Raw genomic sequence first — 24,508 nt, forward strand, 5'->3', positions numbered from 1 at the left:
CTAACATATAGAAAAAGGCACTCAGTAGTAACAATCTAAATGATTGTTAATTATAGTGCTAACCTAAAGCCTAATCGGCGTTAAGGTTAGGCTGAATTGCTGCTGTATAGAGTAGCTGAAGTGAGTTCAATTACAACTCATCAAAAGCATTAATTGCTTCCGATAATTTTTTCACACCGTGGATCTGCATTCCTGGAATGCCACCTTTAGGCATGTTAGCCGCCGGTACAATCGCTTTCTTAAAGCCGTGTTTAAATGCTTCATTTAAACGCTCTTGTCCGCTCGGTACAGGTCGAATCTCACCCGCTAGGCCTACTTCTCCAAATACCACCACATCTTTTGGCAATGCGCGATCTCTGAAACTAGAAAGTAGAGCCATCACCAACGCAAGATCAGCACTGGTTTCGGTTACTTTAACACCACCGACGACATTCACAAACACATCTTGGTCAGCCATTTGTAAGCCGCCGTGTTTATGCAGCACCGCTAATAACAAAGAAAGCCTGTTTTGCTCTAGGCCGACAGCGACGCGACGTGGGTTAGCCAGCTGTGAATAATCCACCAGCGCTTGGATTTCGACAAGAAGTGGACGCGTCCCTTCCCACACCACCATGACAGAACTGCCCGAGGTTTCTTCTTCACCACGAGACAAGAAGATAGCGGATGGGTTGCTGACTTCTTTTAGCCCTTGGCCTGTCATCGCAAACACACCCAGTTCATTCACTGCACCAAAACGGTTTTTGTGGCTGCGTAGCGTTCTAAAACGGCTATCGGTTCCGCCATCTAATAAAACAGAACAGTCAATAATGTGCTCAAGTACTTTTGGCCCTGCTAAGGTGCCGTCTTTAGTTACGTGTCCAACTAAGAACACAGCAACGTTATTCTGTTTTGCGTAGCGCGTTAATGCGGTTGCCGATTCACGAACCTGTGCAACACTGCCCGGAGAAGATTGAACATCCGCAACGTGCATAACTTGGATCGAGTCGATAACCATGATCTTAGGTTGTTCTTTTTCTGCAACCTGACAAATCTTATCCACGTTCGTTTCTGAGAGCATCTTTAGGTGCTCTTTTGGCAATCCAAGTCGAGACGCACGCATCGCGACTTGTTGCAGAGATTCTTCCCCGGTTACATAGAGAGTCGGTAATTGAGAAGAAAGCTGACACATGGTTTGTAATAGCAGCGTTGATTTACCGGCACCCGGGTTACCACCAATCAGGATCGCAGCACCCGGTACGACACCACCACCAAGTACGCGGTCTAGCTCTTTAAAGCCACTACTAAAGCGTGGTACTTCTTGTAGATTAATTTCAGATAATGTCTGAACGCTCGATTCTGTTACTGCACCTGCATAACCAGATAATCTTTCATTGCGCGCTACTTGAGGTGAAGCGGCTAACCTAACTTCTGTAATCGTGTTCCAAGCACCACATGCGTTGCACTGCCCCTGCCAACGTGGAAAGTCAGCACCACAGTCATTACACACATAAGCTCGTTTTGCCTTAGCCATAAAACCTCAATAATTTACTCAGTTACACAATGATGTTGTCAATTTGTGACTTATTTGACCGTACGGGTGAAAATAAACGTTGCAGTCATACCACTTATACTTAAAGATCGATTTAAACTAGTCGATAACATAAATGCACCGTCCATTCTAACAAGAAAAGTATGCAGCAATCTGAAATTCTATCTGTAGCAGAACGTCTTATCCCGGCCTACCACGCCGAAGATTTCGAATTCCTTCTTTCTCAAATGACAGAAGGCGAATCTCCGTCTCTAAAACTGCTCGTTAAAATGGAACTGAATCGTATCATGGCTCCGTGTACAAAGAGCATTGATTTACGCGGGCGTATTGATAATGAGTGTCGTCAGTTCACTCTCGATGGCCGTAAGCACTGGCTCGATGATATCGCTTTAAACGCATATCAACGTGGTACGAAAAAGTTTAAAGGTTACACAGAAGGCGCATGGGAGTTAGTAATGACTCCGCGAACTCAGCCTCTGAGCGTTGTTAAAACATCTTCTCAAGGTAACCACGACATTACTAGCGCCAATAGCCCGTACGAAGCGGAAGCTATTAACCTAGGTTACGACTTAAAACGCCAAGAGAACAGACTCAAGATTAGCTCGCAGGTCGAGATCACCACATCGAAAGGGCAAAGCCTACATGGTGTAACGGTTGATATCTCCCCGTCGGGTGCAAAGTTCAAAGTACCGAGCGCCTTTCGATACAACCTCGGCGAGATCATCAGCGTTAAGTTCTCAGAGCTTATCGAAAAGTCCCAAGAAAACGATGTTAACCAAGCGGTTGAATTTCGTGTTTTGGGTATCGACGAATCTTATGAGAACAACGCGGTCAAATTTCTAAGAACCATCAAGGTAAGCGACAACAATATTGTGGCTCGCTTACTCGATGAGTCTTTAAATAGCACCAGTAAGAAAACCAGCCATGAGAATCAAGATAGGATTATTCGAACTCGTACTCGAGGAATCGAACATACCTATCTAAAGCATACTTGTAACCTACCCCTGTTTTTCAGCGGCAGCGAACTAAAGCTTGCCCTACTGACGGATAACAACCATCCATTATGGCAATATTGGCACGACGAACGAAATCAACAAGCGCTGGGTACCCTGTTCAACGAGCAACGTATGAACCTGTTGGCGAAACCAGGAGTGAAGGGAACCAGTAACGTTATCTACTCTTTTACCCATGAACACCAAAACAAGACCTTGTTCTATTCAATGATGCTGCCTGAAGCCTCTCGTGAACAAAGACAGCTGTTCTGGCACATCGGTGGCAAACGTAAAAGTTGGAAGGCGTTCAAGTTCTCGGTTTTCGAACTTTCAGACACTGAGCGACAAGCATTAGCTAAACACTCGGATACGCTGGCTCAAAGCTCAGCTCAACTGACGCATTGCGGAATCTTGCAAGAGATTGGCGATCACGAAAGTGCGGCGGACTATCTTCTGAGTGAAAAGCCACGCATTCCAAGCAGTGAATTGAACCGCTTCCGTCACCCGCGTACTGTCGTCGGCAATATTCAAAGCATCTACTTTGACTCTCAGACTCGTCGTAAAGAGCCGAGATACCAATTTAAGTCACCGTTGCAACTTACATCACAAGATGGCACAGCGGCGAACGGACACACCTTAGATATTTCGAAGCGTGGACTGAGCATTAGCCTTGAACACCCAATGGTACTCAAGATTAATGATCCGGTATTAGTGAACTTCAATGAACTGCAGCTCTATGACAAGAACCTGCCACTGAGCACAGTGCCTTACCACGTAATTCGAGTGAGTCCGAATGGTCGCAACGTGCAGTTGGTTATTGCCGAGAACGCCAAGACAATGCGTACCATCGCTTTCCTTAATGGGCTTATCGATCAAAACCAAAGTAAGCTGATTAAGAAGCAAGAGATACTGCCAACACATTCGCTACTCGAATCACTGCACAACATTTTGTTGAGCAAGATGGTCAGTAACCCAATATTCATTGATAAGCCAAGTTCAACGCTGCGCTGTAAGATCATTGGTGTGAATTTCCCACTGAATAAGCATCTAACGTTACTTGCTAAGCTTGGCCATAATCAAAAGTTCTCACTCGAGCCAATCTTCAAGGGTCACACCAACTCACTGTTGGCTGAGCCACTAAAAAGAATTGAAGGTGCGGAGCCTAAGCATCATGACGTGTACATTGCTGCAGTGAAGTTTGGCGACAAAATCCAGTCGGTACACACCAAGTTGGTCAAAGACTTCGCCTCAGCAAAGGAACGCATCTTATTCATCAAGAAAGCGCAGCACTTAGGTGATGTGTATGTATTGCGAGTCACCACGGCACCTATCTTTAATCCGCTAACGAGTTTATTCCAGTCGGATTTAGAAGAGCTTTCACGCATCAGTATGCATCAAGCTAAGAAGCTAGAGAATGAGGTGACGGCGTTTATCGGTTATGGCGAGATAGAGGACATTACCGATGAAGTGCTGATTCGATTGGAGCTAACACGCTAGCCTCGAGTGGCGTATTAACTTAAGCATGAAAATTGAAAAAGCAGGCTGATAGCCTGCTTTTTTTGTGTCTGAGCCACTATTGCTAAATAAGATACATAGCCAATAGCACTTAGGTAGAGCCCCTAAGGTTTCGCTTGCCAGCTGATCTTCTGTTGCTTAGCCAATACACCCGACAAGATACACAGCACACCGCCTAAACCTGCGTAACGAACAGCAGTTTGAGCTTGCTGCTCTACTTTTGGTTTTGCGTGGTAGGCAATGCCTAAACCTGCAGAGCCCATCATCACCAAGTCATTGGCACCATCACCAACGGCAACGGTATTATGTAGTTCCAATTCGTACTCTTCAGCCAACTCTACCAAGATATCCGCTTTGGTCTGCGCCGAAACAACATCGCCTAAGACTTCACCCGTCAACTTACCGTTGACGATCTCAAGCGTGTTTGATTGAGCATGGTCTAGATCAAGGGTATCTTTCAGGTAGTCAGAGAAGTAAGTAAAACCGCCTGATGCAATCGCCGTTTTCCAGCCAAGCTTATTTAGAGTATTCACCAGCCCGACCAAGTCTGGCATGAATGGCAATGACTGACGCACTTGCTCTAATATCGATTCATCCGCACCTTTCAGTGCTCCTACTCGCTGGCGTAGGCTCTGTTCAAAGTCGAGCTCGCCTTGCATTGCTCGTTCTGTGATTTCAGAGACTAACTCTCCCACTCCAGCTAGCTTGGCAATCTCATCGATGCATTCAATTTGAATCGCTGTGGAATCCATATCCATCACGATCAAACCTGGCTTAGATAAGTCTGGTACCTCGCTAAGGCAAGCATAATCAAGCTTTAGCGCTTGGAGGATTTCTTCGTGTGCTGGCGTTAGATTGCCTGACATCAAAGCCACTTCATAATGCCCAACCTTCCACGTATCGAGGATGGTGTTGTAAGTGCCAGTGAAAAAGTCGATGTCATCGAAAGATTGTGGAGATAGGTACTCACCAAACACAATCCAATTGGCCTTGGATTTAGCGAGTTGAGAAGCGAAACGAGTCTCGGGGAGTCGAGTTAATAATGTCGTATGCCTTTTTATCGGCAGATATTTCTGAGCGTCCATGTGTATGATTCCTAATTAACTATGCTAAACGTTAACCTATTGCAATTTGAAAACGCAAGTCTCAATATGTCTTAATCATAACATTTGTTTATTTCAGGCTTCGTGAAACATGAATGAATCATTGTTCTCAATACGTAACGCTTTACGAATGCTAGCCCTCATTTTGTTGGCTACCATGTTCGTTGTAACGATTAAAAATACGGTCGTGATCAGTAAAGGTAACGAGAAGATCCAAGCAAAACAGTTGGAAACTCTTACCAAGCTGCTTATCTCTCAGGCATCACTTTCAGCCAGCAAGATGATCACGCAACAAGACCAAGAGCGATTGCTTGATCTGACTAACCAGCTATCTCAAGACCGACTGGTGTTCGATACCACCATCTATGATGCAGAGGGTATTCGACTGGCTTCGAGCGAAAAAGCCCTCTCGGTACGTGAGGTTCTTGGCTTAGATACGCCACTTTCAACAGCAAGTATCGGCAGACAACAATTAGTTGAACCTATTTATTCACCAGAGAAAACGATCATCGGCTTTATTCGAGTGACTTTTGAAACCGGTAAGATGACGGCGATTTCTGATCACCACTACCGCAAAAGTGATCGCTACATGATCGGTATGGTGTTGATGGGGTTTGTGAGTGGCGTGTTGTTCATCATGCTGATTCGCAGAAGACCAACTAAGTCTGGTGAGAACTTACTATTGAAAAATGTAAGCTCATAAACACACTAGGCTGACAATAAATACTAGACTCAGAATAAGTACAGCAATCCAATAAAAAGCCCCGACGCTCAGGCAGCAACGGGGCTTTTTGTTATCTGTTCACTTATCAAGCTAAGACAAATCAAGATTATTCTTGGTCACCAAGCAACACTGAGTCTAGTGCGATAACCATCATGTCGTTGAAAGTCGTTTGACGTTCATCTGATGTCGTTTGCTCACCAGTCTTGATGTGGTCAGAAACAGTACAGATCGTTAGAGCTTTTGCGCCGTATTCAGCACATACACCATAGATGCCAGCCGCTTCCATCTCTACGCCAACAATGCCGTATTTGTCCATTACTTCGAACATCTCTGGATCTGGCGTGTAGAACAGCTCAGCCGAGAACAGGTTACCGACTTTTACGCCGACACCGAGAGCTTTGGCTGCATCTTCTGCCGCGCGCACCATTTTGTAATCCGCAATCGCCGCAAAGTCATGATCTTTAAAGCGAATACGGTTCACTTTAGAGTCAGTACATGCGCCCATGCCGATCACCACATCACGCACTTTGATATCTTCGCTCACTGCACCACAACTGCCCACACGAATGATCTTCTTCACACCAAAGTCTTTGATAAGCTCAGTCGCGTAAATAGAACAAGATGGAATGCCCATACCGTGTCCCATTACCGAAACCTTACGACCTTTGTAAGTACCGGTGTAACCAAACATGTTGCGAACGTCGCACACTTGAACCACTTCGTCTAAGAAGGTTTCAGCGATGTATTTAGCACGTAGCGGATCGCCTGGCATTAAAACTACGTCAGCGAAATCACCCATTTCAGCATTAATATGTGGAGTAGCCATTGAAAATATCCTTAATCTCAAAACAAAAAAAGAAGAGAGAAGTTTCCCTCTCTCTTCGTTAACTATTATAGAAAGCTTGTACCGTGTCCCATTGGCGATGTACCAAAGTATGACGCTAAGCTTTGACCGATATCAGCAAATGTATCGCGACGGCCTAAAGAACCGGCTGGAACCTTCTGACCGTAAACAATCACAGGGATGTGCTCACGAGTATGGTCTGTACCTGGCCATGTCGGATCACAACCGTGGTCAGCAGTTAAGATAAGCACATCGTCTTCTTTCATCATATCGATGATTTCATTGATGCGACCATCGAAGTACTCAAGTGCCGCTGCGTAACCAGCAACATCACGGCGGTGGCCGTAAGCTGAGTCAAAATCAACGAAGTTAGTGAACACGATAGTGTTGTCGCCCGCTTCATTGATCGCATCTTTGGTTGCTTCAAATAGCGCAGGGATACCTGTTGCTTTGGTTTTCTGAGTGATGCCACAACCCGCGTAGATATCAGAGATCTTACCGATTGAGTGAACGTTACCGCCCTTCTCATCAACCAACTTCTGAAGAATGGTAGCTGCAGGTGGCTCAACAGAAAGGTCACGACGGTTACCAGTACGTTCGAATTGACCTTTACCTGGGCCAATGAACGGACGAGCGATAACACGACCAATGTTGTAATCTTCTAGCTCTTCACGAGCAATCTGACAAAGATCTAATAGGTTTTGCAGGCCGAATGTCTCTTCGTGACAAGCGATCTGGAAAACAGAGTCTGCAGAAGTATAGAAGATTGGCAGACCAGTCTTCATGTGCTCTTCACCTAGGTTATCTAGGATTTCCGTACCAGATGAGTGGCAGTTACCCAAGAAACCAGACAGGCCTGCACGCTCAAGGATGCGGTCAGTCAGTTCTTTTGGGAAGCTGTTCTCTTTGTCGGTGAAGTAGCCCCAGTCAAACAGTACAGGAACACCTGCGATTTCCCAGTGACCTGATGGCGTGTCTTTACCAGAAGACAGCTCAGCAGCGTGACCGTAAGCGCCAATGATCTCAGCGTCTGCATCCATACCAGGAGCAAAACGACCCGTAGACTCTTTGTGAGCCATCGCTAGACCTAGCTTAGACAGGTTTGGCAGCGTCAGTGAACCTTTACGATCTGCATTGTCTGCAAGACCTTGGTCACAATGATCTGCGATGTGGCCCATAGTGTCAGAACCTACATCACCAAATTTGTCTGCATCCGCTGTTTCACCGATACCGAATGAATCTAAAACTAAAATAAATGCTCTTTTCATTTTCTTCACCAACTTATTGCTCTTTGCACCAGAACTCTGTTTATCGGTATACGCGAGGCATACCGATATCTGTTATTTACACGTCTTCAGAACGAATCTGACGGTAAACGTCTGGCGTTGCTGTATATTCTCCGCCCACAGTGATTGCATTTTGTAATGCAGTTGCAGCTTCTTGCCACTGTTGTTCGTTACGAGCATGAATCATTGCTAATGGCTTATCTTCACTTGCTACTTCACCTAGGCGAATGAAGTGATCAAAACCGACTGCGTAATCAATGCTGTCAGTTGCTACACGACGACCGCCGCCCATACCAACCACAGCCATACCAATTGCACGAGTATCCATTGCTGATACCACACCGCTTTCTAACGCGTACACTGGCTTAATAATGTCTGCTTTTTCTAGGTAGTTATCGTAGTTCATTACGAAATCAACTGGACCACCAAGGCCCGCTACCATTTTACCGAAGCACTCTGCTGCCTTACCGTTATCCAGTACTGCCATCAGTTTTTCGCGCGCTTCGTCTGAGTCTTTAGCTAGGTTACCGAGCACCAGCATTTCAGCACACGATGCTAGAGTGATCTCTAACAAGCGAGGGTTACGGTATTCACCCGTTAGGAACTGAACCGCTTCACGAACTTCTACTGCGTTACCCGCTGAAGAAGCCAGCACTTGGTTCATGTCCGTTAGGATTGCTGTTGTTTTAGTACCCGCACCGTTTGCTACTGCAACGATAGATTTCGCTAGCTCTTCAGATGCTTCGTAAGTCGGCATGAATGCGCCTGAACCTACTTTTACATCCATCACTAGAGAATCAAGGCCCGCAGCCAGTTTCTTAGATAGGATTGAAGCCGTGATCAGCGAGATGTTATCGACTGTTGCTGTGATATCACGAGTTGCGTAAACACGCTTGTCAGCAGGAGCTAGATCGCCTGTTTGACCGATGATAGCCACGCCAGCATCTTTCGTTACTTCACCGAACACATCGTTGGTTGGTGTAATGTTGTAACCCGGAATAGATTCCAGCTTGTCTAGCGTACCGCCAGTGTGGCCTAAACCACGACCAGAGATCATTGGAACGAAACCGCCACATGCTGCCACCATTGGGCCAAGCATCAGAGAAGTAACGTCGCCAACACCACCAGTAGAGTGTTTATCAACGATTGGGCCATCAAAGTTCATGTGGCTCCAGTCAATCACCATGCCTGAATCACGCATTGCACACGTTAGTGCGATACGTTCTGGCATCGTCATTTCATTAAAAAAGATAGCCATTGCGAATGCGGCAATTTGGCCTTCAGAAACCGTGTTCTTAGCTACGCCTTGAATGAAGAAGTTAATCTCTTCAGCTGTTAGGACTTCACCGTCACGTTTTCTGCGAATAATTTCTTGAGGTAGATACATTAGTGCCTCCCAAACTCTAGTGAGTATGGTTTGTAGGGAAAGAGGTAATGTGGAGTGACTTAACGCCACTCCATCAAACAGACTAAATCTTGTTACACCCGATTGGGATATTAGTATGCTGCTGGATCAGCAGTCTGGTCTGTCACTTCTAATGTATTAAGAAGGTTAGTTAGTAGGCTTGAAGCACCAAAACGGTAGTGCATGTTGTCTGCCCACTCAGCGCCTAGTAGCTCATCAGCCATTGCTAGGTATAGTGCTGCATCTTCAGCAGTACGTACGCCACCAGCTGGTTTGAAACCAACTGTTTTAGCAACGCCCATGTCACGGATAACTTCAAGCATCATGCGCGCGTACTCTGGAGTCGCGTTTACTGGCACTTTACCTGTTGAAGTTTTGATGAAGTCTGCACCTGCTTCGATACAGATTTGAGAAGCTTTCTTGATTAGTGCTTCTTCTTTCAGTTCACCTGTTTCGATGATCACTTTAAGCGTGATGTCACCACAAGCTGCTTTACACTGTTTAACTAGCTCAAAGCCAACTTCTTCGTTGCCAGCAATAAGAGCACGGTATGGGAATACTACGTCAACTTCGTCTGCGCCGTACGCTACCGCTGCTTTTGTTTCTGCAACAGCAATTTCGATGTCGTCATTACCATGAGGGAAGTTAGTTACAGTCGCAATGCGTACTTCTGGAGTACCTTGCTCACGCAACGCTTTCTTAGCTGCTGGGATAAAGCGAGGGTAAATACAGATTGCAGCGGTGTTGCCTACTGCAGTCTTCGCGTCATGACAAAGCGCCACTACTTTTTCAGTAGTATCGTCGTCATTTAGCGTAGTTAGGTCCATAAGTTTAAGTGCACGTAGAGCTGCTGCTTTTAAATCGCTCATTTCTATCTCCGATCAATATATTCAAATAGTTAACTACTTCGCCCTCCATCCAGTATAGATGGATATTTTAGTAATGCTCAGTAGCCACAAATGAACGGACTTGGTTCCCTGAAGACTTGATAACTTTCACTACCAATTGCAATCCTTGTCACCGCACAGTACCAGTTTGGTCTATGGCACAACAAATCAGTCATGTTGTGTCTAACATCTATAGCGTATCGCTAATTTTGGCTTAATCCCAGAAGAATAACGTTCGAGTTGATTTCGAGGTTACTTTCTTGCCAACAGAGACATCCTATCCCTTTAGCTTATACATTATAGGTATCCATCAATAAATTGTAGTGCTCCTTAGAACGCAAACGGTTTGTATCTCAAAAAAACATTCTAGACCCTACATCGAATCTAAGCATAAGCGCGTGCATATACTAAAAACGGCAGGCCTAAAAACAAAAAAGCCCCGCAGCAATTTCTTGCTACGGGGCGATATTATTATGGCGTCTATATATCGATTTCTAACTAATTAGAAAGACAGGAAGAAGCCAGCAATTGTTGCTGCCATCAGGTTAGATAGAGTACCAGCAATTACCGCTTTAACACCCATACGTGCGATGTCGTGGCGACGGCTTGGTGCAATACCACCTAGACCACCTAGAAGAATCGCAATTGAAGAAAGGTTTGCGAAACCACATAGTGCGAATGCGATGATAGCTTGAGTCTTCTCAGACATCACTTGACCAGTTGCTGCAACAACTTGAGCGTTTTCACCAACGTATGGTACGAAGTTTAGGTATGCAACGAATTCGTTAACAACTGTCTTCTGACCAATGAAAGAACCAGCGATAGTTGCTTCTTCCCATGGAACACCAATGATGAATGCTAGCGGTGCGAAGATCCAACCTAGAAGAAGTTCTAGAGTTAGGTTTTCCATACCGAACCAACCACCGATGCCACCTAGGATACCGTTGATTAGAGCAATTAGACCGATGAATGCTAGTAGCATTGCACCAACGTTAAGTGCTAGTTGTAGACCAACTGATGCGCCACCTGCTGCTGCGTCGATAACGTTAGCTGGTTTGTCATCGCCACCGTCCATTTCGTCAGCGATGTTGTCGTCTGGCGTATCTGTTTCAGGCTTGATGATTTTAGCGAATAGTAGACCACCAGGTGCTGCCATGAATGACGCTGCAACTAGGTACTCTAGAGGTACACCCATAGATGCGTAACCTGCTAGTACACCACCAGCTACAGAAGCCAAACCACCACACATTACTGCGAATAGTTCAGAGTTAGTCATTTTAGGAACAAATGGACGAACAACTAGAGGTGCTTCAGTTTGACCAACGAAGATGTTTGCTGCTGCAGACATAGACTCGGCGCGAGAAGTACCTAGAGCTTTCTGAAGACCACCACCAAGAACTTTGATTACAATTTGCATAACACCAATGTAGTAAAGTACAGAGATAAGTGCAGAGAAGAAAATCAGAGTTGGTAGTACTTGGAACGCAAAGATGAAACCGATACCGTCAACTGAGAAGTTAACTAGGCTGCCGAATAGGAAACCAGTACCGTCTTTACCGTAGTCGATCACGTTTGCTACACCAGCAGAGAAACCTGCAAGTAGATCACGACCCCAAGGGATGTAAAGTACGAATGCACCAAGTGCGAATTGGATAGCGAAAGCGCCACCCACTGTTCTTAGATTAATAGCTTTGCGGTTGTCAGATAGTAGTACTGCGATTGCGATCAGTGCAACCATTCCGACTAGGCTCATAAACAGGCTCATAGTTTATGACTTCCTTATTAGTTATTTATTGGCGTGTTACAAAATGGGGCTATAAAGCGGAGGCAATTATACTCATGCGACCACTAATAAAGTAATGCCGTCCTCACACTTTCGTAGAAGATTCATGTACCATTCACACACAAATGTGACCCAAATCACAAGCTCAGTGCAATTTACGCAAACGATAAACAAAAACCTTCGATTTTATTCACATATACCGAATGCGCGATGGCTATTTTGCCAAATTTGCGCTGCAATCGATTGCTTTGGCTCTTTTCTAAGCAAAAAAAGTTCATTTAAGATCGTAACTAAATATTTGGAATGATTAACATTTCCTTGGTTTCCATACATGGGCATGTCCGGAGCATCCGTTTCCAATACCAGACATTCAAGGGGCAATTTTGCGATGGTTGTGCGTGTTTTTTGCGCTCTTGGGTAAGTTATCGTTCCACCGACGCCAATATAGAAACCGAGCTTGATCCACGCCAAAGCTTGCTGTTCACTCCCAGAAAAACCGTGAATCACACCACCTAAGGTGAACTTATGCTGCTTTATTAGCTCGATAAGTCGGTTGTAAGACTTCCTCTCATGGATGATTAAAGGCAGGTCAAACTCCTTCGCAAGCTCCATTTGTTGGATGAAAAAGCGCTCTTGTTTCTCTCGTTCAACGTCCACAAAAAAGTCGAGCCCGCACTCACCTATCGCGACACATTGGCTGTTTTTTGAAGAGAGTAATTGGCGAAGTTCCGAAAATTGTTCGTCATTGGCCTGCTCTAAAAAGTAAGGATGGAAGCCTAATGCATAGTAAACATTGGGGTGAGATTGAGCGATTTCATCGAGCTTCCTCCAGTTACTTTGGCCAATAGAAGGGATGATTAACTTCTCAACTTGAGCTTGCTTTGCTTCTTTAAGATAGCCATCAATACTTTGTTCAGGTGTAAAACCTTGCTCAAACGCCTCAAAATCCGCGTGGCAATGAGTATCAAACAGCGGAAAGTCACTTATTTGCTGTGTCATCTTCCCTACTCTCTGTTTGTTTCCCTTGAGGATCACGGCGATAAGCAACACAACTGCGCTTGTTCTCAGGCGTTAACCCAAGCTCTTCACACCACTTATCGTATCTTTTAACCCAAGTTTTTATCCAACCCAACATAACTGCCTCTAACCTCAGCCTTTAAACCTCAAATAAAACGCATTAAAAAACGCCTATTGCAGAACAATAGACGTTTTTGTTTAACTCTAATAGATCGCGGAGAAATTAGTGCTCGCGCGTCGCTCGGAATTGAACTTCAGGGAAACGTTCAGAAGCTAGGTTCAAGTTCACCATAGTTGGTGCGATGTAAGACAGGTTGTCACCGCCATCTAGCGCTAGGTTAGATTGGTTCTTACGTTTGAACTCTTCCAGTTTCTTAGCGTCGTCACACTCAACCCAGCGAGCTGTTGCAACGTTAACACCTTCGTAGATAGCTTCTACGTTGTATTCCGCTTTCAAGCGCGCTACAACCACGTCGAACTGAAGTACACCAACCGCACCAACGATCAGATCGTTGTTCTGCATAGGACGGAATACTTGTACTGCGCCCTCTTCTGAAAGCTGAACTAATCCTTTTAGAAGTTGCTTCTGCTTCAGTGGATCGCGTAGACGGATACGACGGAATAGCTCAGGTGCGAAGTTAGGAATACCAGCGAACTTAAGGCTCTCACCTTGAGTAAAGGTATCGCCAATCTGGATTGTGCCATGGTTATGTAGACCGATAATATCACCAGCGTATGCTTTTTCAGCACGCGCACGGTCGCCCGCCATGAAGGTTACCGCATCCGAAATACTTACGTTCTTACCAGTACGAACATGGTTCATCTTCATGCCTTGGTCGTAAGTACCTGATACGATACGCATGAATGCGATACGGTCACGGTGTTTAGGGTCCATGTTTGCTTGGATCTTAAATACGAAACCAGAGAACTTCTCTTCTGTCGCTTCAACATCACGCTCGTTCGCTTGACGCGTTTGAGGTGCTGGAGCCCATTTCGTTAGACCATCAAGCATGTGGTCAACACCAAAGTTACCCAATGCAGTACCGAAGTAAACCGGCGTTAGTTCACCCGCTAGGAATAATTCATGGTCAAACTCAGGACAAGCACCGATAACAAGCTCTAGCTCTTCACGTACGCTTTCCGCAAGATCAGCACCTACTGCTTCATCTAGCTCAGGGTTATCTAGACCTTTGATGATACGAACTTCTTGGATCTCGTGGCCGTGGCCAGATTCATACAAGATCGTTTCATCACGGTGAATGTGGTAAACACCTTTAAACTCTTTACCGCAACCAATTGGCCATGAGATTGGAGCACAAGCCATACCTAGCTCGCTCTCTACTTCATCAAGCACTTCCATTGGGTCACGAACGTCACGGTCAAGTTTGTTCATAAACGTTACGATTGGCGTATCACGCAGACGTGTTACTTCCATTAGTTTACGAGTACGATCCTCGACACCTTTCGCAGCATCGATAACCATCAAACATGAATCAACCGCTGTTAGCGTACGGTACGTATCTTCCGAGAAATCTTCGTGTCCTGGAGTATCTAGTAGGTTTACTAGGCAATCATTGTATGGGAATTGCATTACCGACGTAGTTACCGAGATACCACGTTCTTTTTCCATCTCCATCCAGTCAGATTTAGCGTGCTGGTTAGAGCCACGGCCTTTTACGGTACCCGCTTTTTGAATCGCGTTTCCGAATAAAAGAACTTTTTCAGTAATCGTGGTTTTACCCGCATCCGGGTGAGAGATAATCGCAAACGTTCTACGTTTGCTCACTTCTTGTTGGAAAGACATAGTCGCCCTTTGCTGATCTAAAGCGTAAAAAGGGCAAGTAGATAATACTTGCCCTTGAATTCTGTGTGCGGATTATACAGAAAGCGTATCACTTTCTAAAGGGTCAGTTTACACCCTATTTTTTGGCTAATTTTGTGATTAGCTATCTAGTTAGCGAAAAGACGTAACATGACTAGCTAAAAGACATAAAAAGATAGCTCATAATGATGGCATCTTCGTTGCCTTGTTTAGTTGGATAGTAATTACGACGGCGATCAACTTCGTTGAAGCCTGCCTTTTCGTAAAGATTAAACGCGTTCACATTACTTTCGCGAACTTCCAGCCAAGCGCTTTCAGCGTCAGCTTGCTCACACATATCAAGGAAATGTTCCGTTAACGCTTTTCCATACCCTTTGCCTTGCTGGCTTGGGTCTACCGCGATATTAAGCAATGTGACTTCGCCAACGATGTTTTGCGCGAAGAAATAGCCCACCACTTGTCCATCAACCTCAAGGACATGATGACAAGCGCCTCGGCTATCAAGATCTCGGATCATATTTTCAGACCAAGGGTGAGAATGCGCGGCCTGCTCTATCTTCCAAATGGCGTCTAGGTGTTGTTGTGAAGTCGGTAAAAATTGATTAGTCATAAGCACAAATTTGTTGCCATAAGTCGCGGCGGTGTTGGTTGTTACCGTTAATGTCAGACAGTAATGGCGATTGAAGTGTTTTAGCCTTCAGCTCTTGAGCCGACTCACAACCAGCAAACCATATCCACTCAACCGAACCTAAATCCACAGTAGACAAGTGTTGCGGTTGAAGGTGTAAAGCCTGAGATAAGTCGAGCTTGATACTTTTGAGTACTCGCTCAAACATCACGGCGAGATCTTCCTGAGGTTTTTCAGGCGAAACCAACAGTAACTTGCAATCGCTCGAGAGCGGAGTCAATTCAGATTCATAACCTGCTAAACGCTCTGGGTGACTTAGTTCCCATTGGCTAATGCCCATCTCATGTAGGTATTGCGCGTGTGTTTGTGACATATCTAGCGGTAGTAACCTTAAGTTTATTGGAGCCAAAGTTTATTGGAGCCAGAAGTTTGTTAGAACTAGTTTTGTGAAAGCTGCCTCTATTGAAAGAGCGCTTATTAGAGCAGGGCTGATACTAACAAAAAATAAAGGAGCATCAAGCTCCTTTATTTAGACTAAATCAGTTTGTATCTTGTTGCGTGATAAATCAGCTTATAAGTCGTTGAACTCGGGGCTGTAAGCAATCTCACCAGCATGTCCAGCAAACGCACCGTTTACCAATTCAATCGCTTGGAAAGCACCTTCAGGCACATCCCAAACACAACTCAGGCCAAACTCGCTCGCAGCCTTGAAACCAAAGCGGCTGTAATAAGCAGGGTCACCCAACACAACGCAAGCTGGGTAACCAAAATCAACCAAAGTGGAAAACGCATCTTCAACTAGAGATTTGGCAATGCCTTGGTTGCGGAACTCTTCTTTCACAGCGAGAGGCGCAAGCCCTTGCCAGTTATGATCGTCGCCATCAAGAGTGATAGGGCTAAACATCAGGTGACCAACCACCTCGCCTTCATCAGAACAAGCCACCAGCGATAGCGTTAAATGGCTATTCTCACGCAAGCTCATAACCAAGTTAGCTTCTGCATCTGTTTCAAAAACAGATTTCAATAAACGATCAATGACAAGTATATCTGCCGGTGCTTCAGTTCGAATAAGCATTCATTACCTCACTTTGTGTATCTGGGGATTGTACTCCCTTCTGCACAAAATCAGCTAATTGATTTAACAAAGTTTTCATAGGAGTCGGCAATAAGTCCAAATCTACGCTATCCATCAAGTTTTTAACTTCTAAACCGAGCTCGGTATCGCCTTCAATAGACAGTCTACGTTGGAAGAAAAGCGTATCTGGGTCTTCTTTACGCCCCGCAATCAACACAAGATCGTTAAGATTGCCGCTAAAGCTTACATCTTCAACCACCTCTTTATCAGCTACAACCAGTTGCTCATTTTTGTAGCTAATACACCAACTTAACCCCATGTCTTTTATTGAGACTTTCAGCCATTTGTCTTCTAAAAACTCAAAGTCACCGTCCTCTAAAGCTTCCTTGAATACATTCTTAAGCGCCTCCAATAAGGCTCTTTTTTGTACTGTTTTAGGCAATAACTGGACTGGAGATCGCAAAATTGATGCGGCATTTTGAACTAGTTGAGTGCGAATCTTGTTTATCACGTGACTTATCCGTAACTTTGTCAATAATATGGAATGCATCATAGATGATGTTGAGATCTCAGTTACTGTTATGTATCAAATTAACTTCTGTTTGATACTCGACCTTTAATATCCTGAAAATCACAGTTATAGTAACTCAGGTAATGAGAATTACAGCGGATCGCTGCACTCACAGGTAAATATCGATAGCCACACAAAAAGTAATAAATATTTATCGATAGTGAATATTCAAGCTCTTGGAGAATTGGTAGTACTTTGATGCCTCCCCAACAACTACAACATTGGTTTACCCAGCTAACTGCAAATAGTCCGTTCTTTTTTGCAGTACTTGATGCTCAACATAACTATTTTATGGTGAATGAGCGTTACTGCGATATTGCTGGTTTGAGTCAAACAGAGCTTGCAGGCATGAATGATCGCCAAACATTGGGCGAACAGTTCTACCAACATCTCAAGCCTTACTATGAGCGTGCATTCAGTGGCGAAACGATTGAGGCCGAAGTCACCCTCAACGAAACAGACCTCGATACCAGCCTTCATTTCAGCCTATCTCCGCTTACCAATGGCAACAAAACCGACTACATCGTCTTTCACGCCTTCGACACATCAGAAAACCAAGTACTTGTCCGTTCTTTAGAAGAATCCGAAGCCAAATTCCACAAACTATCTCAACTACTTCCAGATGGATTACTGCTCGTTGAAAGTGACTACATCTTGTCATCTAACCCAGCAGCAGCGCGCTTGCTTGGCTTTAACTCAACCACAGAGTTAATTGGTGAAGAGTTGGGACGCCTATTTATCGATGAACAAACCAAAACAGTCTTCAATAATAACCTCAGCTCTATTATTTCTGAGTCTGGTTTGGTTTGCTTAACGGGTGCACGATGCGGCTTTGAACGTAAGGTTCAGCTCAACATCGACTCCACCACTGTTCTTGGAAGCAACACTCAGTTGGTGCTTATCCAAGACGCACAAGAAACCGCAAAACAATACACACCAGCAAACAGTGAAGATGCCTACATAGATGCACTGACCAAACTCTACAATCGAGTTGGGTTTACTAAGCGTCTTGAGCAGTTCATTCACAACGATACGCCGGTGGTGATGCTCTACTTAGACATTGATAACTTTAAAAATATCAATGACTCACTTGGTCATCACATCGGTGACAAGGTGATTAAAGAGGTCGCTTCGCGTCTTAAACGCTTACTGCCTCGTAAGGCCGTGATTGGACATTTAGGCGGGGATGAGTTTGGTATTATCCTTCCAGAACCTGAACATCAGCGAACACCTGAAATGCTCGCTGAAAAGATCATTTCCCTGATCAATCAACCCTTCGATCTTCACCACTTTAGCAAGCGCTTAGCCTGCTCTATTGGTAGTGTGAGCTTTCCTCAAGATGGTACTGATGCTCGTATCTTGCTGCAAAATGCAGACACAGCAATGTATGAAGCGAAAGATCGTGGTCGTAATCGTCTGATCAAGTTCAACGAACAGATGAATAAAGAAGCGCGTATGCGACTGTGGCTTGAGATAGAGCTCCAAAAAGCACTGCAACAAAATGGACTTGAGGTTTGGTATCAACCGAAAGTGAATGCCCGTGATTTCACCATCAACGGCGCTGAAGCTCTGGTACGTTGGAAGCATCCTGTCGAAGGTTATATCAGTCCGGCCGCGTTCATTCCTGTGGCGGAACGAGCAGGGCTTATTGAACAACTTGGCCGAGTGGTAATGCGTGAAGTATTTGCTACGGTTAAGCGCTGGAAGATGCAAGGTATCCTTCCAGGTCGAGTGGCTATCAACCTTTCACCAGAACAGTTTGGTAACCCGAAACTGATTGATTACATGGAAAAGCTACTGCGTTCGACCGAGCTTGATCCAAGTGCGATTACGTTCGAGCTAACGGAAAGTGCGGTGATGAGTGATAGTGAACACACACTCCAAATGCTTAACGCCATCAAGAAACTTGGCTTTGCTCTCTCCATTGATGATTTTGGTACAGGTTACTCTTCACTGTCTTACCTTGCTCGCTTCCCAATTGATGAGCTTAAGATAGACCGTGCTTTCATCTCTGATATCGATACCCTACCAAAGCAAATCACCGTAATTGAAAACATCATCAACCTAGGTAAATCTCTCGATTTGACCGTGGTTGCTGAAGGTGTCGAAACCAGTGAGCAAGCAACTCTGCTATCGAACCTCAACTGTAGTTCGATTCAAGGCTTCCACTTCTACCGTCCGCAACCAAAACAAGATGTCGAAGAGTTGTTTGCCCAAAACCGCCGTCATAAGAACTAATCAAGTACCTCATATTTAAACCAAGCCAACATGTAAAACGGTCACTCGTCAGTACCTCAAACGGAGTAAAAGCAGATTTATCCATCTAAACCTGCCTTACATCAATTCCGTCATTCACAATTCTTCATAAAATGCTCGCTTCAACTTAATTCTACTGGTAGTGAGCAAATGGAACTCTTATGCCCAGCGGGTAACTTACCTGCTTTGAAAACCGCTATTGATTGTGGTGCGGATGCTGTCTATATCGGATTCAAAGACGATACCAATGCCCGACACTTTGCAGGCCTAAACTTTGCGGGTAAAAAGCTCGATCGTGCTGTGCAGTATGTGCATGACCACAACAAGAAAATTCATGTTGCCCTAAATACGTTTGCTCACCCAAATGGCTTCGACCGTTGGACTAATGCCGTAGACAACGCCGCTGCTCTGGGTGTTGATGCGCTGATCATCGCAGACATCGCGGTGCTTGAGTACGCAGCAAATAAGTATCCAGATCTAGAACTGCACCTATCAGTGCAAGCATCTGCGACCAATGCGGCGGCTATCGACTTCTACCATAAAAACTTCAACGTTAAGCGTGTCGTACTGCCGCGTGTGTTGTCGATTCATCAGGTCAAACAGCTTTCTCGTAATATCACTTCTGACGTTGACCTTGAAGTATTCGCTTTCGGTAGTTTGTGCATCATGGCAGAAGGTCGTTGCTACCTCTCTTCATACATGACAGGCGAATCACCAAATACTGTTGGTGCTTGTTCTCCCGCAAAATACGTTCGCTGGCAAGAAACAGAAACTGGCCTCGAGTCTCGCTTGAACGAAATCCTTATCGATAAGTATGAAGCAGGTGAGAACGCAGGTTACCCAACGCTGTGTAAAGGCCGCTTTGAAGCCGAGATCGATGGTGAACGTAAGCGCTATCACGCACTTGAAGAGCCCACCAGCCTCAACACGCTATCCATGTTGCCTGAGCTTTTCGCGGCAAACGTTGCCTCAGTGAAGATTGAAGGTCGCCAACGCAGCCCGGCTTATGTTGAACAAGTCACTCGCACTTGGCGCGCAGCTATCGATCGCTACTTAGCGAACCCAGAACAATACCAAGTGGAACAAGCTTGGAATGCGACACTGGCGAATGTATCTGAAGGTACACAAACCACGCTTGGCGCTTATCACCGTAAATGGCAATAGAGCCAAATGGAGAACTCAATGAAATACGCATTAGGCCCTCTACTTTATTTTTGGCCAAAACAAGACGTTGAAAGCTTCTATGAGCAAGCGAAATCAAGCTCTGCCGATATCATCTACCTAGGTGAAGCGGTGTGTTCAAAGCGTCGTGAGATGAAAGCGAAACACTGGATGGACATTGCTAAAGAGCTGTCGGCTTCAGGTAAGCAAGTCGTACTTTCCACCATGGCATTGCTAGAAGCACCAAGCGAAGTCAACATCATGAAGAAGTACATCGATAACGGTGACTTTGCGATCGAAGCCAATGATGTGTCTGCTATTCAACTGGCCAGCGAAAGCAAAGTACCTTTCGTGGTTGGCCCGGCAGTAAACACCTACAACGCACGCACCCTGAACCTGTTCTTGAAACAAGGTATGACGCGTTGGTGTATGCCGGTTGAGCTTTCTCGCGAATGGCTAAGCAACGTAATGACCCAGTGCGAAGAGCTAAATATTCGTAACAAGTTCGAAGTTGAAGTGTTTAGCCACGGCTACCTACCGCTTGCTTACTCAGCACGCTGCTTTACCGCTCGCGCTGAAAACAAAGCTAAAGACGATTGCGAAACCTGCTGTATCAAGTACCCAACAGGGCTACAAGTAGAAAGCCAAGAAGGCCAATCAGTCTTCAACCTTAACGGTATTCAGACGCAATCAGGCTACTGCTACAACCTAGTCAACGATTTGCCAAATATGCACGACTTGGTTGATGTGGTTCGTTTAAGCCCACTCGGCATCGATACCTTCTCTGAAATCAATAACTTCAGAGCGAACGAGCAAGGTCAAAAACCGATGAAGATTGAAAGCCGCCAATGTAATGGTTACTGGCATCAGCTTGCAGGTTTAGACGTTAAGAACATCTAGTTCCTCGCATTGGACTAACCAGCAACAGATACAAAAAAGGTCTAGCGTTCGCTAGACCTTTTTAATGCGACTTAAGAAACACGGCCTATGCCGTCGCTGTTTCCATCGGTGAGGCATCGAGCTTCTTTAAGTCTTTGTAGAGCATTACCATCACCACCACACTTAGTGCGATGTTAGACAGTGGGTACGCAATCCAGATCCCCGGCACACCATACAACTTAGGCATAATGTACAAGAACGGTAGTTGGATAAGCATATTACCTATAGTCACAAACATCGCCTTGCTGCCCTTGTTCACCGCTTGATAGTAAGCAGCTGCGACTACCAAGAAGCCATCCAGCGCCAGTGCAAACATGTGAAGGCGAATACCCAACACGGTGTACTCAACCAACTGAGGTTCGTCTGAGTTAAATACTGATACAAACTCACGTGGGAACGCATTGAGAAGCAGCACGAACGCCACACCAATCAATACCGAACTCATCATCGCAATCTTAAGTAGCTTGCGGATGTTTGCTTGGTTACGCGCACCATGGTTGTAGCTCACCAATGGTTGCATGCCGTTGGCGATACCTTCAGCCGTGAGATAATAAACCGTCACGATGTAGCCCAAAATCGCGTAAGCACCGATCATCAACTGGTCGCCATATTGAGAGAACAACGCATTGTGCAACGCCACCATCATCGAACCATAAGCGTACATAAAGAAGCTTGATGTACCAATGGCGAAGATTTGTGGAATCACATCCAGCTTCAATCTCAACTCATTCCAACGTAAACGTAGGTTTGCTCGACGCGAGAAGAAGTAAGCCAAGCCGAGAGCCGTTACTACAAACTGGGCAATCGCTGTTGCTAATGCTGCACCCATCAACTCCCAGCCATAGAGAGCGATAAACAGGTAATCGAGCACGATATTAATCACCGCACCAACGATCATCAGTATCGTCGCTAAGTTCGGACTGTCATCGTTACGCAGTAGAAACGGCATCGCGATCGAACCTAGCGTGAAGACACTAGCACCAATCAGAATGTGTAAGTACTGCAGACCAAGTTCATACACTCGCCCTTCAGCGCCCTGCCAAAGCAAGAAGTTATCAGCAAACAAGAACAGCAATGCAGAGACAATAGGCGTTATCGCTAACAACAAGGTTAAGCCCGTTGCTAAGATCTGCTTAGCGCCTTGAGTATCTTTTTCACCTTGGCGAATCGAGACAAGCGCACCTGTGCCCACACCCACCAACATACCAATACCAAGAATCGAACCAATCACAGGCCACGCAACATTGATACCTGCAAGTCCATCAGCCCCCACATAGCGGCCAATGAAGATGCCATCCACCACTTGGTACAGGCCATTAACCAACATGGCCGCCACGGTAGGGATTGTGTATCGCCAAAATTGACGACTAATTGAGTTACTCATTTCTTACTCTACTTTCATTTGTGAGTCGCATATCAACAAGATATGACTCGAAAAATTAGTTAACAAGGCTAACTAAATATCTAAATTATTTACTTTAAAGCTTTATTTAATAATAGGTTTAACTGCTGAGATTCTTGCTCAGACAAACGGCTTTCCAGTATCTGTGCCATGACCTGATAGATCTTACTTTCTTCTTCCAAGCCGACTTCCGCTTTGCTGGTCAGTACGACCAACTTAGACCTCGCATCTTCGAGCGAAGCTTTACGCTCAACGAGACCTTTTCTCTCTAACCTTTGAACCATAGTAGTTGCTGAAGGCTTGGTTACTTGCATTTCAATCGCCAGATCTGTCAATCGGATCGGTTCAGGAGAGGCTTGAATGACCTTCAAATAGTCATATTCATTGAAGCTCAATTGGCAAATAGGATCTTCATTTACCTGAGTGCGCCATATCTTAGAGGCGAAGCGCTCAATCTTTTCTAAATTCTGGTTCAGCATACTCACCTAATCAAAGAATAGCATTTAGTTAGCAAGGCTAACTATTTTAGTATTGTTTAAATAAAAAGCAATCAAAACGAGATGAAGATCATAAAAAAGGAGCATAAAAAAACCGCTGACAGACAGCGGCTTTTCGGAATCAAAATGTGTTGCTTACTTAGCGTTGGCTTCTTCTTCGGCCTCAGCCAGCTTAACTTGCGCTAAGTGCTCAGCTTTAAGTGTGGTGAAGATACGGCTTAATTCTAAGAAAGAGTAACGATGTTCTACGTATTCATACACGTTAAAAGAAACCGCTAACTTGTACAAAGAGATAGCATTCGCGTAATCACCATTCATATGGTAACGCTTAGCAAGGTAGAAGTACGTCTCTGTTAGACGCTGCGCAAGTAACGTGTTGTCACGAGTACCGGTTAAGATCGCCTTGAAAGCCTGCTCTTCAGTAATGTCATCAAGCATAATCGCGACTAATACCCAACCCCACTGCTCATCACGGCTCTCGTAACGTTTTTGCAAATCAAGCTTAGCCTGCTCTGGCGTCAGCTCATGCTGAATGATGTACAACCACAGAGCGCGAAACGGATCGCTAGGATCGTCGGCATAGTGCTTCATCATCTCTTCATTGGCTAAGTCGTAACGCTCGCCATAGTAAAGCGCGATAGAGCGGTTCCTTTCTGCGTAAGAGTTTGCAGGATCAAGCTCTAACGTAGAATCAAAAGATTCATAAGCCGCATCAAACTCCCCTACCTGCGTAAAGTAAACACCCAAAAGATTGAAGATATCAGGTTGAGCAGGGTTCAATGAAAGAGATTGGTTGAAGTCGAGACGCGCGAGATCACGCAGGCCAACACTGTCGTAGTAGTTACCACGTTCAAACAGCATCTTAGCTCGAACTTCATCGTTCAAATCTGGGCGCTGTAATAACTGACTAAGACGTGCAATTTGAACTTCTTGCTGAACGCTTGGTTGCAGTGGCACAGCCATCGGTGGATAAACCCAACTTGAGGTGTTATCTGATGTTGTCGCACAACCTGTTAGTACAAGCAGTAAACACATACTCGCGGTTTGAAACCATTTCACAAATAATTACTCCT

At 45.1% G+C, this 24,508-nt stretch carries 22 protein-coding genes; 5 read left to right on the plus strand and 17 right to left on the minus strand.

The features are described 5' to 3' along the window. Positions 1-130: 130 nt before the first annotated feature. On the minus strand, positions 131-1,510 hold the full coding sequence (radA, locus tag AB6D93_RS05420; protein ID WP_017058826.1) for a DNA repair protein RadA: 1,380 nt from the start codon (positions 1,508-1,510) through the stop codon (positions 131-133). Positions 1,511-1,671: 161 nt separating this feature from the next. Here radA and AB6D93_RS05425 point away from each other — a divergent pair, with 161 nt between their 5' ends. After that, positions 1,672-4,017, plus strand: a complete 2,346-nt coding sequence (locus tag AB6D93_RS05425; protein WP_017058827.1) for a PilZ domain-containing protein — start codon at positions 1,672-1,674, stop codon at positions 4,015-4,017. Between the two features lie 122 nt (positions 4,018-4,139). On the opposite strand, the gene serB is transcribed toward AB6D93_RS05425, so the two are convergent. After that, positions 4,140-5,120: a phosphoserine phosphatase gene (serB, locus tag AB6D93_RS05430; protein ID WP_017058828.1), complete on the minus strand. Its 981-nt coding sequence runs from the start codon at positions 5,118-5,120 to the stop codon at positions 4,140-4,142. Between the two features lie 109 nt (positions 5,121-5,229). On the opposite strand from serB, the gene AB6D93_RS05435 reads away from it, so the two are divergent. Next, positions 5,230-5,841 (plus strand): YtjB family periplasmic protein, encoded by a 612-nt coding sequence (locus AB6D93_RS05435; protein ID WP_076655999.1) that lies wholly within the window; start codon positions 5,230-5,232, stop codon positions 5,839-5,841. Positions 5,842-5,968: 127 nt separating this feature from the next. On the opposite strand, the gene deoD is transcribed toward AB6D93_RS05435, so the two are convergent. The 12 genes from deoD to AB6D93_RS05495 form a co-directional block, all read right to left on the minus strand. Then, positions 5,969-6,688: a purine-nucleoside phosphorylase gene (deoD, locus tag AB6D93_RS05440; protein WP_102331946.1), complete on the minus strand. Its 720-nt coding sequence runs from the start codon at positions 6,686-6,688 to the stop codon at positions 5,969-5,971. A gap of 65 nt (positions 6,689-6,753) precedes the next feature. Further along, a complete protein-coding gene (locus AB6D93_RS05445; protein WP_102331945.1) occupies positions 6,754-7,974 on the minus strand; it encodes a phosphopentomutase in 1,221 nt (406 codons plus the stop codon). Positions 7,975-8,050: 76 nt separating this feature from the next. Continuing rightward, complete coding sequence (gene deoA / locus AB6D93_RS05450; protein WP_017063283.1) at positions 8,051-9,379, minus strand: thymidine phosphorylase; 1,329 nt, start codon at positions 9,377-9,379, stop codon at positions 8,051-8,053. A 110-nt stretch (positions 9,380-9,489) separates the two neighbouring features. Beyond that, positions 9,490-10,266, minus strand: coding sequence for a deoxyribose-phosphate aldolase (deoC, locus tag AB6D93_RS05455; RefSeq protein WP_010436196.1), 777 nt, complete (start codon positions 10,264-10,266; stop codon positions 9,490-9,492). 520 nt (positions 10,267-10,786) lie between these two features. After that, complete coding sequence (locus tag AB6D93_RS05460; RefSeq protein WP_017058833.1) at positions 10,787-12,049, minus strand: NupC/NupG family nucleoside CNT transporter; 1,263 nt, start codon at positions 12,047-12,049, stop codon at positions 10,787-10,789. Between the two features lie 204 nt (positions 12,050-12,253). Continuing rightward, entirely contained in the window at positions 12,254-13,066 is an 813-nt protein-coding gene (locus AB6D93_RS05465) for a TatD family hydrolase (RefSeq protein ID WP_102331944.1), read from the minus strand. Further along, complete coding sequence (locus tag AB6D93_RS05470) at positions 13,047-13,202, minus strand: DUF5363 family protein (RefSeq protein WP_157938685.1); 156 nt, start codon at positions 13,200-13,202, stop codon at positions 13,047-13,049. The genes AB6D93_RS05465 and AB6D93_RS05470 overlap by 20 nt, the downstream gene beginning before the upstream one ends. Positions 13,203-13,307: 105 nt before the next feature. Continuing rightward, positions 13,308-14,888, minus strand: a complete 1,581-nt coding sequence (prfC, locus tag AB6D93_RS05475; protein WP_017063282.1) for a peptide chain release factor 3 — start codon at positions 14,886-14,888, stop codon at positions 13,308-13,310. Positions 14,889-15,060: 172 nt separating this feature from the next. Beyond that, the gene (rimI, locus tag AB6D93_RS05480) at positions 15,061-15,516 is read right to left on the minus strand and encodes a ribosomal protein S18-alanine N-acetyltransferase (protein ID WP_017063281.1); all 456 of its coding nucleotides are present in this window, start codon (positions 15,514-15,516) and stop codon (positions 15,061-15,063) included. Then, complete coding sequence (locus AB6D93_RS05485) at positions 15,509-15,907, minus strand: DNA polymerase III subunit psi (protein ID WP_017063280.1); 399 nt, start codon at positions 15,905-15,907, stop codon at positions 15,509-15,511. The genes rimI and AB6D93_RS05485 overlap by 8 nt, the downstream gene beginning before the upstream one ends. A 198-nt stretch (positions 15,908-16,105) precedes the next feature. Continuing rightward, positions 16,106-16,609, minus strand: coding sequence for a GNAT family N-acetyltransferase (locus tag AB6D93_RS05490; RefSeq protein ID WP_017063279.1), 504 nt, complete (start codon positions 16,607-16,609; stop codon positions 16,106-16,108). Beyond that, on the minus strand, positions 16,593-17,120 hold the full coding sequence (locus AB6D93_RS05495; RefSeq protein ID WP_029235120.1) for an SCP2 domain-containing protein: 528 nt from the start codon (positions 17,118-17,120) through the stop codon (positions 16,593-16,595). Before AB6D93_RS05495 ends, AB6D93_RS05490 begins: the two co-directional genes overlap by 17 nt. A gap of 258 nt (positions 17,121-17,378) precedes the next feature. Between AB6D93_RS05495 and AB6D93_RS05500 the strand changes: the two genes are divergently transcribed. The 3 genes from AB6D93_RS05500 to AB6D93_RS05515 all read left to right on the plus strand — a co-directional run bounded on the left by AB6D93_RS05500 (position 17,379) and on the right by AB6D93_RS05515 (position 21,497). After that, on the plus strand, positions 17,379-19,418 hold the full coding sequence (locus AB6D93_RS05500; RefSeq protein WP_017068226.1) for a bifunctional diguanylate cyclase/phosphodiesterase: 2,040 nt from the start codon (positions 17,379-17,381) through the stop codon (positions 19,416-19,418). A gap of 168 nt (positions 19,419-19,586) precedes the next feature. Beyond that, positions 19,587-20,600: a peptidase U32 family protein gene (locus AB6D93_RS05510; protein ID WP_017068227.1), complete on the plus strand. Its 1,014-nt coding sequence runs from the start codon at positions 19,587-19,589 to the stop codon at positions 20,598-20,600. An 18-nt stretch (positions 20,601-20,618) separates the two neighbouring features. Continuing rightward, positions 20,619-21,497 carry a U32 family peptidase gene (locus AB6D93_RS05515; RefSeq protein WP_017059237.1) on the plus strand — a complete coding sequence of 293 codons (879 nt, stop codon included), beginning with the start codon at positions 20,619-20,621 and terminating at the stop codon, positions 21,495-21,497. A gap of 85 nt (positions 21,498-21,582) precedes the next feature. Here the strand turns inward: AB6D93_RS05515 and AB6D93_RS05520 are convergent, their stop codons facing one another. The 3 genes from AB6D93_RS05520 to nlpI form a co-directional block, all read right to left on the minus strand. Then, positions 21,583-22,920: an MATE family efflux transporter gene (locus AB6D93_RS05520; RefSeq protein WP_017065966.1), complete on the minus strand. Its 1,338-nt coding sequence runs from the start codon at positions 22,918-22,920 to the stop codon at positions 21,583-21,585. A gap of 89 nt (positions 22,921-23,009) precedes the next feature. Continuing rightward, positions 23,010-23,417 carry a MarR family winged helix-turn-helix transcriptional regulator gene (locus AB6D93_RS05525; protein ID WP_017056675.1) on the minus strand — a complete coding sequence of 136 codons (408 nt, stop codon included), beginning with the start codon at positions 23,415-23,417 and terminating at the stop codon, positions 23,010-23,012. Between the two features lie 153 nt (positions 23,418-23,570). Next, positions 23,571-24,494: a lipoprotein NlpI gene (gene nlpI, locus AB6D93_RS05530; protein ID WP_017059235.1), complete on the minus strand. Its 924-nt coding sequence runs from the start codon at positions 24,492-24,494 to the stop codon at positions 23,571-23,573. Positions 24,495-24,508 lie beyond the last annotated feature (14 nt).

This window comes from Vibrio sp. 10N.247.310.23 (assembly GCF_041467155.1).
Lineage (GTDB): Bacteria > Pseudomonadota > Gammaproteobacteria > Enterobacterales > Vibrionaceae > Vibrio > Vibrio crassostreae_C.

Bases quoted from the DNA above. Each gene is read 5' to 3' on its own strand.
- AB6D93_RS05510 (WP_017068227.1), top strand. From the start codon at position 19,587: ATGGAACTCTTATGCCCAGCGGGTAACTTACCTGCTTTGAAAACCGCT.
- AB6D93_RS05525 (WP_017056675.1), bottom strand. From the start codon at position 23,417: ATGCTGAACCAGAATTTAGAAAAGATTGAGCGCTTCGCCTCTAAGATA.
- deoD (WP_102331946.1), bottom strand. From the start codon at position 6,688: ATGGCTACTCCACATATTAATGCTGAAATGGGTGATTTCGCTGACGTA.
- AB6D93_RS05460 (WP_017058833.1), bottom strand. From the start codon at position 12,049: ATGAGCCTGTTTATGAGCCTAGTCGGAATGGTTGCACTGATCGCAATC.
- AB6D93_RS05465 (WP_102331944.1), bottom strand. From the start codon at position 13,066: ATGACACAGCAAATAAGTGACTTTCCGCTGTTTGATACTCATTGCCAC.
- AB6D93_RS05470 (WP_157938685.1), bottom strand. From the start codon at position 13,202: ATGTTGGGTTGGATAAAAACTTGGGTTAAAAGATACGATAAGTGGTGT.
- serB (WP_017058828.1), bottom strand. From the start codon at position 5,120: ATGGACGCTCAGAAATATCTGCCGATAAAAAGGCATACGACATTATTA.
- radA (WP_017058826.1), bottom strand. From the start codon at position 1,510: ATGGCTAAGGCAAAACGAGCTTATGTGTGTAATGACTGTGGTGCTGAC.
- AB6D93_RS05515 (WP_017059237.1), top strand. From the start codon at position 20,619: ATGAAATACGCATTAGGCCCTCTACTTTATTTTTGGCCAAAACAAGAC.
- prfC (WP_017063282.1), bottom strand. From the start codon at position 14,888: ATGTCTTTCCAACAAGAAGTGAGCAAACGTAGAACGTTTGCGATTATC.
- AB6D93_RS05425 (WP_017058827.1), top strand. From the start codon at position 1,672: ATGCAGCAATCTGAAATTCTATCTGTAGCAGAACGTCTTATCCCGGCC.
- AB6D93_RS05500 (WP_017068226.1), top strand. From the start codon at position 17,379: ATGCCTCCCCAACAACTACAACATTGGTTTACCCAGCTAACTGCAAAT.
- deoC (WP_010436196.1), bottom strand. From the start codon at position 10,266: ATGAGCGATTTAAAAGCAGCAGCTCTACGTGCACTTAAACTTATGGAC.
- AB6D93_RS05445 (WP_102331945.1), bottom strand. From the start codon at position 7,974: ATGAAAAGAGCATTTATTTTAGTTTTAGATTCATTCGGTATCGGTGAA.
- deoA (WP_017063283.1), bottom strand. From the start codon at position 9,379: ATGTATCTACCTCAAGAAATTATTCGCAGAAAACGTGACGGTGAAGTC.
- AB6D93_RS05490 (WP_017063279.1), bottom strand. From the start codon at position 16,609: ATGCTTATTCGAACTGAAGCACCGGCAGATATACTTGTCATTGATCGT.
- AB6D93_RS05435 (WP_076655999.1), top strand. From the start codon at position 5,230: ATGAATGAATCATTGTTCTCAATACGTAACGCTTTACGAATGCTAGCC.
- AB6D93_RS05520 (WP_017065966.1), bottom strand. From the start codon at position 22,920: ATGAGTAACTCAATTAGTCGTCAATTTTGGCGATACACAATCCCTACC.
- AB6D93_RS05485 (WP_017063280.1), bottom strand. From the start codon at position 15,907: ATGTCACAAACACACGCGCAATACCTACATGAGATGGGCATTAGCCAA.
- rimI (WP_017063281.1), bottom strand. From the start codon at position 15,516: ATGACTAATCAATTTTTACCGACTTCACAACAACACCTAGACGCCATT.